The 12,046-nt window shown below is 44.4% G+C and carries 13 protein-coding genes; 3 read left to right on the forward strand and 10 right to left on the reverse strand.

Annotation, left to right across the window (positions count from 1 at the left end):
* Both cpaB and Q0241_RS15540 read right to left on the reverse strand, forming a co-directional pair.
* The coding region (gene cpaB, locus Q0241_RS15535) for a Flp pilus assembly protein CpaB (protein ID WP_299379090.1) at positions 1 to 423 on the reverse strand (423 nt) is incomplete at its 3' end.
* A gap of 145 nt (positions 424 to 568) precedes the next feature.
* Positions 569 to 763: a Flp family type IVb pilin gene (locus Q0241_RS15540; RefSeq protein WP_299379092.1), complete on the reverse strand. Its 195-nt coding sequence runs from the start codon at positions 761 to 763 to the stop codon at positions 569 to 571.
* Between the two features lie 290 nt (positions 764 to 1,053).
* Between Q0241_RS15540 and Q0241_RS15545 the strand changes: the two genes are divergently transcribed.
* Positions 1,054 to 2,547 carry a cobyric acid synthase gene (locus tag Q0241_RS15545; protein WP_299379094.1) on the forward strand — a complete coding sequence of 498 codons (1,494 nt, stop codon included), beginning with the start codon at positions 1,054 to 1,056 and terminating at the stop codon, positions 2,545 to 2,547.
* A 31-nt stretch (positions 2,548 to 2,578) separates the two neighbouring features.
* Here the strand turns inward: Q0241_RS15545 and Q0241_RS15550 are convergent, their stop codons facing one another.
* From Q0241_RS15550 to Q0241_RS15585, 8 genes are all read right to left on the reverse strand, one after another.
* A complete protein-coding gene (locus tag Q0241_RS15550) occupies positions 2,579 to 3,268 on the reverse strand; it encodes a fumarylacetoacetate hydrolase family protein (protein ID WP_299379096.1) in 690 nt (229 codons plus the stop codon).
* Positions 3,269 to 3,339: 71 nt separating this feature from the next.
* Positions 3,340 to 3,711 (reverse strand): iron-sulfur cluster assembly accessory protein, encoded by a 372-nt coding sequence (locus Q0241_RS15555; RefSeq protein ID WP_085900335.1) that lies wholly within the window; start codon positions 3,709 to 3,711, stop codon positions 3,340 to 3,342.
* A 90-nt stretch (positions 3,712 to 3,801) separates the two neighbouring features.
* Entirely contained in the window at positions 3,802 to 4,203 is a 402-nt protein-coding gene (locus tag Q0241_RS15560; protein ID WP_299379099.1) for a DUF59 domain-containing protein, read from the reverse strand.
* On the reverse strand, positions 4,203 to 5,486 hold the full coding sequence (locus Q0241_RS15565) for a cysteine desulfurase (protein WP_299379101.1): 1,284 nt from the start codon (positions 5,484 to 5,486) through the stop codon (positions 4,203 to 4,205). Before Q0241_RS15565 ends, Q0241_RS15560 begins: the two co-directional genes overlap by 1 nt.
* A 28-nt stretch (positions 5,487 to 5,514) precedes the next feature.
* Positions 5,515 to 6,840, reverse strand: a complete 1,326-nt coding sequence (gene sufD / locus Q0241_RS15570) for a Fe-S cluster assembly protein SufD (protein WP_299379103.1) — start codon at positions 6,838 to 6,840, stop codon at positions 5,515 to 5,517.
* Entirely contained in the window at positions 6,840 to 7,589 is a 750-nt protein-coding gene (gene sufC, locus Q0241_RS15575) for a Fe-S cluster assembly ATPase SufC (protein WP_085900332.1), read from the reverse strand. The genes sufD and sufC overlap by 1 nt, the downstream gene beginning before the upstream one ends.
* A 52-nt stretch (positions 7,590 to 7,641) precedes the next feature.
* Positions 7,642 to 9,099, reverse strand: coding sequence for a Fe-S cluster assembly protein SufB (gene sufB / locus Q0241_RS15580; protein WP_299379106.1), 1,458 nt, complete (start codon positions 9,097 to 9,099; stop codon positions 7,642 to 7,644).
* A gap of 34 nt (positions 9,100 to 9,133) precedes the next feature.
* Positions 9,134 to 9,595, reverse strand: a complete 462-nt coding sequence (locus tag Q0241_RS15585; RefSeq protein WP_299379108.1) for an SUF system Fe-S cluster assembly regulator — start codon at positions 9,593 to 9,595, stop codon at positions 9,134 to 9,136.
* Positions 9,596 to 9,975: 380 nt separating this feature from the next.
* On the opposite strand from Q0241_RS15585, the gene upp reads away from it, so the two are divergent.
* Positions 9,976 to 10,614, forward strand: a complete 639-nt coding sequence (gene upp, locus Q0241_RS15590) for a uracil phosphoribosyltransferase (protein WP_299379110.1) — start codon at positions 9,976 to 9,978, stop codon at positions 10,612 to 10,614.
* A gap of 497 nt (positions 10,615 to 11,111) precedes the next feature.
* Positions 11,112 to 12,046: DUF523 and DUF1722 domain-containing protein (locus Q0241_RS15595; RefSeq protein WP_299379109.1), on the forward strand; the 935-nt coding region annotated here is incomplete at its 3' end.

Here is a 12,046-nt window from a genome sequence, read left to right on the forward strand (position 1 = left end):
TGTTGCTCCTGAAATAGGAATTGATAAGGCTCTGTGTCCTGGTTTTAAAACCGCAGCGAGAAAACCTCTTTCACCTGGCCGTACAAACTTTTTGATGTTTATTGGTTCTCCTGCGGAGATTTCCTTGCGAGCAACACGTCCGATGAGGTCTTCTGTTTTAAAATTGTCTTTGAGTAAATGATAGTCTGACGCATAGTCTTCAGGCCAGTCCTGCCAAATAAAATCTTCCTGATTGATAAATTTTCCAAGGGGAATATCTATTTTTGCCGTTAAGATTTGCACAGGTTCCTGTGGCGCTACAGCGACAATTTGCGCTGATTGAAGCGGTCGTTTGTTCGCATCTAGCCAGGACTTGGCTAGAAATGCGGTGCCGCCACTTAGGATCAAGGCAATGAGTATTAAGATAAATTTGCGTACCATCATAAATGCATTCTATGCGGATATGGTAAATGCTTTGTAAAAAATATAAGTAAGTATAAATTATAAGTGATTTTAAAATGCTTCAAAAATGACAAAAGCTCCAAATTTGGAGCTTTTGTACAAGTCTATTGTTTAAATAGCTATTTGATTAGCTACTACCACCTGCTGATGTGGCCGCTTTATTCAAAGAACTTTGAGCTACTCCAAAGATATTCGTTAGTGATGTACCCAAAGCTTCCAGTGTTGCAATTGCGGCAACGGAAACAAGCGCAGCAATCAAGCCGTATTCAATAGCAGTTGCACCAGATTCGTCAGTAAGAAAAGTTTTTGTAAAGTTAAGCATGTTCAGGGCTCCTATTCCTCGTAAACTGGAGATCATAATGTCACTTATCTGTTAATAAATAGTAAAGAAGGGTGTTAATTGTTCGGTTGCGAAGAATAGATATGTTTTGTTTTGTTTGTACTTGATGAGTTTAAAGTAAATTTATATTTTTTAGTTATTCGTGCTTAATAAGGTTAAAATTTTATGTAATTTTTACTTTGTTGAGTTTTTCTTGTTTCAAGGAGAGTTTTTCATGTGTATCTCTGTAAAAAAGTAAACTCTTCCATACAATTCTAATAGCAGGAAGCTTTATGACGGTTGCAATCATGTTTCAGGGCACGGGATCTGATGTGGGGAAGTCCCTTTTGGTTGCCGGGATTGCCCGAGCTTTATCCAATCGTGGTCTGAAGGTACGTCCCTTTAAGCCCCAGAATATGTCTAATAATGCTGCTGTAACACCTTGTGGTGGGGAGATTGGTCGTGCACAAGCGCTTCAGGCCAAGGCCTGTCGTGTTGAACCGACGACGGATATGAACCCTGTTTTACTTAAGCCTCAAACAGATATGGGGTCTCAGGTTATTGTACAGGGGAAAATATGGGGGAATACCAATACAGGTAACTATTGGGGGCGTCGGCATGAATTGATGCCAACGGTTCTAGAGAGCTTTCAACGGCTTGCTGCTGAGGCAGACATAATACTAGTTGAGGGTGCGGGCAGTCCTGCGGAAGTAAACTTGAGATCTGGTGACATCGCCAATATGGGCTTTGCGATTGCTGCGCAAGTGCCCGTAATTCTTATTGGTGATATTGATCGTGGTGGGGTGATTGCATCCATTGTTGGAACCAGTGCACTTATACAAAAAGAAGAAAAAGATCTGGTTAAGGGGGTTATTATAAATAAATTCCGTGGCGACCTCAGTCTTTTCAAAACCGGTGTAAGTATTATCGAAGAAAAAAGTGGTTTTTCTTCGCTCGGTGTGGTGCCTTACTTTAAAGACGCGCGTAAATTACCCGATGAAGATGCGGTGTCTGTGCAGTCTGGTGTTTCGATTATTGGTAATGGAGCAGGCGAAAAAGATACCATTCGTATTGCTGTTCCTTTGATTTCACGTATTTCCAATTTTGATGATTTTGATCCTCTGATTGCGGAAGAGGGTGTCGAGCTGACGTTTATTCATCCCGGCGATGTTATTCCTGCTGAGACGGATTTGGTTATTTTACCGGGATCAAAAGCAACAATCGGTGATCTGGAATTCTTCAGAGCACAAGGTTGGGATATTGATTTGCAGGCCCATGTTCGAAGAGGTGGCCAGGTTCTCGGCATTTGTGGTGGTTATCAGATGTTGGGATCCTTGATCACTGACCCTGAAGGTATCGAAGGGGAAGCTGCATCCGTTCCGGGGTTGGGGCTGTTACCAGTGACAACTATTTTAACCGGAGACAAGAAACTTACGGAAGTTAAAGGGTGCGATATCTCTAGCGGAGAGATGATAACCGGTTATGAGATGCATGTCGGTGTAACCGAAGTTGATGGAGCTCAAACTGATAACATTTTACCGATGCTCTCTATCGATCAGAGGGAAGAGGGCGTTCGACTTAGTACGGGGCAGGTATCGGGTTGTTATCTGCACGGTCTTTTTGTTTCTGATAGCTATAGGACCGCCTTTTTAAATCGAATCAAAAAACGAGAAGCCAGCACTTTATCCTTTGAAAAAGAGATCGATATGACTCTTGATGCCTTGGCGCAGCATATGGAAGAAAATGTTGATATTGATAAGCTGTTGTCTATTGCAGGGTATCAATAGTTTTTTTTAGGTGCGGTTTAGCCAACAGGTCTTAGGTGAGCTTGAAGGAGAGGTCCGAGAGGCCATCGATAGAGCAAGTGATTTCATCACCGGATTTGATTGCACCAACGCCAGCTGGCGTTCCCGTCATGATAATATCACCAGCACGTAGATCAAACAGACGGCTGAGGTGATAGATAATGTTTTCAACTGACCAGATCATATCCCCAAGTGTTGCGTGTTGCCGTACCTCTTTATTAACACATAGAGAAATTGAAGAGGATCCAGAGAGTGCGAGATCTTCTGTGAGAGGTGTAATTGCACTACAAGGGGCGGAATTTTCGAAGCCCTTTGCCACGTCCCATGGATGACGTTTGTCTTTACAAATTTTTTGTAAATCTCTTCTGGTCAAATCAACGCCAGTTGCATATCCAAAAATATGTGCTTTGGCCTGTTCTGGTGAAATATTACTGCCCCCACTTTTTAGGGCGACGACAAGTTCGACTTCATGGTGAAGATCTGTTGTTGCGTTTGGATATGGAAATGAACCGCCTTCTGCGACGAGAGCCTCTCCCGGTTTCATAAAGAACATCGGGGTTTCAACTTCGGGATCTCCGCCCATTTCTTTTGTATGTTCGGCATAGTTCCGGCCGACACAGAAAATACGCCGGACAGGAAATAATTGATCTGACCCAACAACGGGGAGTGTGACAACAGGGGCAGGATCAAATGTATAAGACATCGTTTGAGTTGGGGTTTCTTGTTAAAGGTCCGACGGTGGTTGAGGTGCTGAGTGCAGGTGGGAGGAACTAATCAGGTGATTAGCTCTGCTTTGTTGCTTTCGGGAGCAACGTGAAAGCTTTCACCGCAACCACAACGTCCTTCTTCATTTGGATTGTTGAAAACAAAAGAGCTTTGGAATTTATCCTGAACAAAGTCCATCTCGCTACCGATCAAATACATGACGGCAGTTGGTTCGATAAAGATTTTAACGCCTTTGTCTTCGACAATATCTTCAAATTTCTTTTGTTCTTTGGCGTATTCCACGACATAACTGAGACCGGAACAGCCCTTGGTACTGATACCAACGCGCAGGCCAAGAACAGCTTCGTCCTGGCTTTGGTCCATAAGCGTTTTGACGCGATTTGCGGCAGCATCTGTAAGGGTGATGAGTTTTGGCATCATCGGATTATGTCTCTTAATTTCCAGTTTCTGATCGTACTATATCACTATATGGGGGCAATGCCCCAGATAAAAAGGTTATATGAGAAAAGCTTACATAAACAGGCCAAGCGCCAGTTGGGCATCGTCACTCATCATATTTTGATTCCAGGGCGGCGACCAAGTCAGAATAACAGTTACTTCCCCAACACCTTCCACTGCGGCAACAGCTTCGGCGACCTGTATTGGGAGCTCCCCGGCGACAGGGCAGTTTGGGGCCGTTAACGTCATGCTGACATTGACATTACCTTTTTCATCCATTTCATGCCCATAGATGAGGCCCAGGTCATAGATGTTCACTGGGATCTCTGGGTCGTGAACGCTTTGGAAGGCATCGATAATGTCATTTTTGCCTGCAAAAGCTGTTCCCTTTGCCAATGGCTGACCTGCTGTAGCCTTAAAGCCTTCTTCTGCTTTAGGAAGAAAATCGCTTAAATTTTTTCCATCATCAAACATTAGCTAAAGAGTTCCCGTACTTTTTCGAGTGCATCAGCGAGCGCATCAACTTCTTCGCGGGTGTTATAAATACCAAAGGAAGCGCGTGCTGTTGCTGGTAGATCAAAGCGTTGCATAAGGGGTTGGGCACAGTGATGACCAGCCCTGACGGCAACGCCTCTGCGATCAAGGATTGTACCGATGTCATGGGCGTGTGCTTCTTCCATGGTAAAGGACAGGATGCTGGCCTTTTCCTTCGCTCTGCCAATAATATTCAATCCGGGTATTCTACTGAGGCGTTCTGTTGCATAGGCTAGAATGCCGTTTTCGTGGGCTGCGATGTTATCTTTACCCAAAGCTTCTATATATTCAATCGCTGCACCCAAGCCGATGGCTTCGACAATCGCCGGGGTGCCAGCTTCAAAGCGGTGCGGAATTTCTTTGTAAGTTGTTTTCTCAAAAGTAACGAGATCAATCATTTCGCCGCCACCTTGATAGGGAGGCATTGAATTCAAAAGATCTGCTTTGCCGTAAAGGATACCAACACCACTGGGGCCATAAACCTTGTGCCCAGAGAAACAGTAAAAATCCGGATTGAGATCCTGCACATCAATATGAGCATGTGGAGCAGCTTGACAGCCATCAACCAGAACCTTTGCGCCATGGGCGTGGGCAACACGGATGATGTCTTTTATCGGGGTGATGGTACCAACAGCATTAGAGATATGGGTAATGGCGACCAGTTTGGTTTTTGAACTGAAAAGGCTTTCATATTCCTCAAACAGGAAATTTGCATCCCCGTCAATTGGCACAACTTTGATTTCAATACCAATTTGATCTCTGAGAATTTGCCAGGGAACAATATTGGAATGATGTTCCATATGGGAAATGATGATCTCATCACCGGCTTTCAGAAAATTTCGACCATAACTTTGTGCAACCAAGTTGATTGCTTCTGTCGCGCCCTTGGTCAAGATACACTGGTCAGGGCTTTCTGCATTAATAAAGCGTGCCGCAGCATTACGTCCGGATTCAAAAGCTTCAGTACAGGCTTGGCTCAGGCTGTGGACACCACGATGAACATTGGAATAGTAAGTTTCATAGGCCTCTTGCATCCGATCCAAAACCTGACGGGGTTTTTGTGCGGATGCAGCACTGTCCAGATAGACGAGGGGGCGGCCATAGATTTCACGTTGAAGGATAGGGAAATCTTCGCGTACGCGATGAACATCAAATGCCTGCAACGAATTGTCGCCAGCTTTGATGGTTTCCAGATCAACGTTTTGTGCTGTACCTATGCTCATTGTGATGTCCTTATGCCCTTGCTTTAAATCAGGCTGGTTTGTTTGGATTTCTCTCTAGCCAATTAGTTATTCTAACTAGAAATAAGTCCTTTAAATCTTCGTTTTGAACGGCTTCAACGGCATCAGCCAGAAAAGCATTTACAAGAAGTGACTGCGCCTGTTCCTGAGAGAGCCCGCGTGAGCGCAGGTAGAACAATGCGTCTTCGTCGATCTGACCGGATGTGCAACCGTGGCTACAGATCACATCGTCAGCAAAGATTTCCAATTCAGGTTTCACATCCACTTCAGCACGGTCAGAAAGCAACATGGCACGGTGAGATTGATTGCCCACTGTTTTTTGAGCTTGCTCATGAACAATGATTTTACCCTGAAAAACGCCTCGTGCATTTCCTGACAAAACACCTTTGATAACTTCGTCACAAGTTGTATGTGGCGTCTTGTGATCTACACGAGTTGTGATGTCACAATGCTGATCGTCAGTGCCCATATAGGTGCCATTCAAATGACAGGCGGAATTCTCTGCTGCTAGGCTAACATTAATTTCTGAACGAGCCAGCCGTGCCCCTGTGTTCAACAAGAAGCTATCGTATGTAGCGCCTTTGCCAACTTCTACTTCTGTTGAAGAGATCAGAAATGCAGACTTGTTACTTTCCTGAACACGATAATGGTGCAGCGTCGCATTTTCATCAACATTGATATCTGTGGCAGCGTTAGAGAAATAGACGTTTTCTCCGTGGTCCGCATTGTGTTCGATAATTGTCGCCTTACTACCCGACCCAACAGAAATGATGTTTCTGGTGTGATGCGTGCTTTCAGCTTTGCCACTGCCGAGATGCAGAATCTCGATTGTCTTCTCTAAAGAAACATCCTTTGCGATGGACAGGATATACCCATCAGCCATAAGCGCAGTGTTCAAAGCAACAAAAGGTTGCTCTTCTGCACGGGGACGCGTCAGGCGTGCTTGATCGAGATCTCGGTTCCCATTTTCTAGTACTGTTGCCAGACTTTCCATCGTTAGACCAGTTGGCAGTGAACTATCGGATAAAGCCTCGGAATAGTTACCGTCGATAAAGACAAGGCGAACAGACGATGTACTGTCGATAAGCCTTGGTAACTCGTCGTTGGCTGCCAATTCAGATGTTTCAGGTGCAGAGAATGCCTGCTTTTTTAGGGGATTAAGGCTGGTGAATTTCCAAAGCTCGGTTTTCGCCGATGGTAATCCGATGTCACTGAACAGCGCGATATTTTTCGCCCGCGTTTCATTTAGCCATGCGAGACTGCTACCGGGTAAACGGTCTTTACTTTGGTCGTAGTGGGCGATGAATGCCTCTTTATCGGATGGAAGTGTTACCATTAGGCTGCCTCACCAGAATAATCAGCATAACCCTTTTCTTCCAGCTCAAGTGCTAGTTCTTTACCGCCGGAACGACGAATTTTACCATTAGAGAGCACATGAACCTGATCAGGCACAATGTAGTTAAGAAGACGCTGATAGTGCGTAATAACCAAAATAGCATTGTTTTCTGCACGTAGTTTGTTCACACCTTCAGCAACGACTTTAAGCGCATCGATATCGAGGCCGGAGTCCGTTTCATCTAAGACGGCAAGCTTAGGGTTCAGAACGGCCATTTGCAGAATATCGTTACGTTTTTTCTCACCACCAGAGAAGCCAACATTAACGGCACGTTTCAACATGTCATCCTTAATGCCAAGTTCTTTGGTCTTGCCACGGATCATTTTAACGAATTCCATACCGTCCAGTTCTTCTTCGCCGCGATAACGACGTTGGGCGTTCAGCGCTTCTTTCAGGAATGTTGTGTTGGTGACACCGGGAATTTCGACTGGATACTGAAACGCCAAAAAGATGCCTTCACCAGCACGCTCTTCAGGCTCCAGTTCAGAGATATCTTTCCCGTCAAAAAGAATGCCACCCTCAGTTACTTCATAGTCATCACGACCGGCAAGTACGTTCGCAAGCGTTGATTTCCCTGAACCGTTCGGGCCCATGATTGCGTGTACTTCGCCCTTATTGATATTCAGGTCTATGCCCTTAAGAATGGCTTTTCCATCGACTTCTGCGTGAAGGTTTTTAATTTCTAACATCTTTTTACTCTGTTCTCTTTATCTATGTGTCTAATTGGAATAGGGCGCTTCGTTATCCGACGCTGCCTTCCAGACTGATTTTGACAAGCTGTTGCGCTTCAACAGCAAACTCCATTGGCAATTCCTGAAGCACTTCGCGGCAGAAACCGTTTACAACAAGACCGACGGCATCTTCTTCGGATATACCGCGCTGACGGCAGTAAAAGAGTTGGTCTTCACTGATTTTAGAGGTTGTTGCCTCGTGCTCCAGTCTTGCCGATCGGTTTTTACTCTCGATATAGGGAACGGTATGTGCCCCACAGGTCTCGCCGACCAGAAGGGAATCACACTGTGTAAAGTTACGTGCGCCCTCGGCTTTGGCTGCAACGCGAACTAAGCCACGATAGGTATTTTGAGATTTACCAGCTGAGATACCCTTAGAGATAATCCGTGAAGTTGTATTCTTACCCAAGTGGATCATCTTGGTGCCAGTATCAGCCTGTTGACGTCCATTGGTAATGGCAACGGAATAAAATTCCCCAACAGAATTATCACCTTGTAGGATACAGCTTGGATACTTCCAAGTAATCGCTGAACCTGTTTCAACCTGCGTCCAGCTGATCTTAGAGTTTTTACCTTTACAGATACCGCGCTTGGTCACGAAGTTGTAAATACCGCCTTTACCGTCTTCATCACCGGGATACCAGTTTTGAACAGTGGAGTATTTGATTTCAGCATCATCCATTGTGACCAGCTCAACAACAGCTGCATGAAGTTGGTTTTCATCGCGCTGAGGTGCTGTACAGCCTTCCAGATAACTCACATAGGAACCTTCGTCAGCAACAATCAATGTGCGTTCAAACTGTCCTGTATTCAGCTCATTAATTCTGAAATAGGTTGATAGTTCCATCGGGCAGCGAACGCCCTTGGGGATGTATACAAATGACCCGTCGGTAAAGACTGCGGAATTCAGGCAGGCGTGTTTGTTATCACCAGCAGGAACTACTGAGCCAAGGTATTTTTTGACGAGTTCCGGATAATCCTGAATTGCTTCGGAAATCGGACAGAAGATAACGCCAACTTCTTTTAGCTGTTCACGGAAAGTGGTGGCAACAGATACAGAATCAAATACGTAATCAACGGCCACACCCGCCAATACTTCTTGCTCTTTAATCGGAATGCCAAGCTTTTCATATGTGCGAAGAAGCTCTGGATCGACCTCGTCCAAACTCTGTGGACGGTCTTCCATACTTTTGGGAGACGAATAGTAATATGAATCCTGATAATCAATTTCAGGTATTTCCAACTTTCCCCATTTGGGTTCAGGCATCGTCAGCCAAAGGCGATAAGCCTTCAAGCGCCATTCCAAAAGCCATTCGGGCTCATTTTTCTTTGCAGAAATGAAACGGACAGTATCTTCACTTAAGCCCTTTGGGGCCTTTTCAGATTCAATATCTGTAACAAAGCCGTATTTATATTTGTCCATCTCAAGGGATTGGACCTGTTCGACTGTTTCTTGTGTGGCAGCCATTTTCTTACTCTCCTATCGGACTTTATTGAATTGATCAGGTAAGCTCTGCCGAGCTCGCGTCCGATTTTTGTTTGTCTATTATGAAACTGTCTTGAAAATCAATCATGTCAGCAAGTGTTACTGTTTTCAGAGCATTTGCGACAACTTGATTTACTTTGTTCCAATTCCCGCGCATGGGGCACATGGTCTCTACCGAACAGTTATCAACGGCTCCTTCGACACAGGCCGTTAAAGCAATAGGCCCTTCGATGGATTGAATGATATCTGCAACAGTAATAGAGGACGCATCCTGATGGTTGATATAGCCACCACCCGCACCGCGAAGGGATGTGATTAAGCCTTGCCGGGAAAGCAGACCAAGAATTTTGGCAACAGTTGGTAAGGGCAATCCTGTTTCTTCAGCAATCTGAGGGGCTGTTACAACCTGCTCTTTTTGCGAAGACATCTGCCCAAGAACGACAACTGCATAATCTGTTAACCTCGTAAGGCGGAACATAGCTTTTCTCCATACCGGACTAAAAAGGTCCGATTTTTTAAATAGCTCAAAAAAACGAAATTGCAACCTCTTTTTAACAGTTTTTTTTAGTTCCAATATATCTTGTAACGCTCAGTAATTAATCAACTTACTGCTATATCCTTGGAAAATATAATAAAGCCAGACTGTTAGGAAAAGGATGCTCGTTTGATCGCGGCAAATTGTCGTATTTGAAATGCATCTTTAGTGGGGCGAGTTCTCAGTCTCACATTTTTGGTATCCAATAATATCCCCAATTTCCTGACGGGCTCCGCGGATAGAGGGGGGCTCGACATAAAGGGCTTAAAAGGGTAAGTAACAAGAATAATTTGTTGAGAATGAAACAGTCAGACGTAAAGGCTATGAATATGAGCGCAAATGTAATCGTTGTTGAGCATCCTTTGGTTCAGGTAAAACTTACTCAAATGCGTTCGAAAGAAACCGCGACCCCTGATTTTCGTCGGTTGTTGAAAGAAATCTCTCACTTGCTTGCTTATGAAGTCACACGGGATCTCGTGCTTACCGAACGTGAAGTGGAAACACCGGTTGAGCGTGCAATGTGCCCAGTTCTTCGCGACTTGGAGCCTTGTTTTATTTCAATCTTGCGTGCTGGTAACGGTATTCTGGATGGCATGATGGACCTATTGCCGTCAGCACGTGTTGGTCATGTTGGTTTATATCGTGATCATGAGACGCTAGAGGCAATTGAGTATTACTACAAAGTGCCAACCGATATGGCCGATCGCGAAGTTATTGTTGTCGATCCAATGTTGGCAACGGGGCACACGGCTGTTGCTGCGATTGATCGCCTTAAAAAAGATGGTGCTAAGAATATCAAGTTCCTATGTTTGCTGGCGGCGCCAGAAGGAATTGCAGAGTTCCAAAAAGGCCACCCTGACGTGCCGGTCTATACAGCATCTGTTGATCAAAAATTAAATGAGCACGGCTACATTGTCCCAGGCTTGGGCGATGCAGGAGATCGTATTTACGGTACGAAGTAAGCTCTGAATTTTTGTGGGAATGAATAAAAAAGGCTCCGGTATCGGGGTCTTTTTTTATTGATATTTTTTCTTTTTTATTACTTTTGGTTGATTTTATCAGTTTAAAGGTGGAAATCCTATTCCTAATTTTAGCGCAATTACATGTCTTTGGGAATATCCAATCTTAGTTTTAATATTGCTGAAATTTACATCTAAGAGAAAATTTTGTGAAGACTTTAATATCGTTGAACCTAACACTAAACATTTACTCAAATCAGACCCTGCTCGCGTAGTGACAAGTCATTACTGGAGACTGTCAGGGCACGATACCGTAGCCATTAACAACTATGCTCATCAACACCAGGCGAAACAAACGCCATTCTTATGGAATGAAGATCTTAAGCTCGGATGCTGCGGCGATTGGCTAGCAGGCGGCGGCATCGCAGGCGCATTGAGTAGCAGCCAACAACTGAGTAAACACATTATTTCGTCAACCACGGCGCTAGAGGCATAAGATAATGAACACTACATCGATCATCACTACTGACCAACAAACATCGAATACTGCCAACCCAACACAACCCAATACCGGGGAGCCATCGCACCGCAGTGACGGAAAGATAAACATTGGATTAAGCGCGTGCCTTGCAGGGCAAGAAGTGCGTTATAACGGCGGTCACTCGCAATCACGTTTGTGCCTTAATGTATTGAGCGAGCATTTTAATTACAAAACCTTTTGCCCTGAAGTAGCAGCAGGCTTTAGTACGCCTAGGCCTACCATGCGCTTAACAGGCTCACCTGAAAGCCCAACGTTGTCGTTTACTAACGATGATACACAAGATTTGACCCGTCAATTAACAGATGGATTCAAAGACAAGCTCAACCAATTTGAAGGATTAGACGGATACATTTTGATGAAAAACTCACCCAGTTGCGGGATGAGCCGAATTAAAGTCTACCAAAAGAATGGGTACCCTCACGAGACCCGAGTAGCGGGGCTTTTTACGTCAGCATTGCAAAAGAAGTACCCCTTAATGCCCATTGAAGAAGAAGGTCGCTTGCATGATGCCAAATTATTCGAAAACTTTGTTTTAAGAGTATATGCCCACCATCATTTCCGTACTGAAGTGTTGGCGAATCCTAAAATATCTAATCTCATTACATTTCATAGCCGTTATAAATACGTTCTGATGGCACACAGTCCCAATGCTTATAAAAAACTAGGTCGACTAGTAGGTAGTGTAAAAAAACAGTCAACTGAACTACTGCTAGAAGAGTATTTCAAGCTTTTTATGGCGGCGCTATCAAAACCTGCCAGTAAGAAAAACCATACCAATACGCTACTTCATATCCTTGGTTATTTACGTAAATCAATTCCTGCTAAGCCGCGACAAAATATTGCAGACGTCATCATTAAGTACAACAAAGGCATTATTCCGTTAGTAACACCTTT

The organism is uncultured Kiloniella sp. (assembly GCF_937128705.1).
Lineage (GTDB): Bacteria > Pseudomonadota > Alphaproteobacteria > Kiloniellales > Kiloniellaceae > Kiloniella.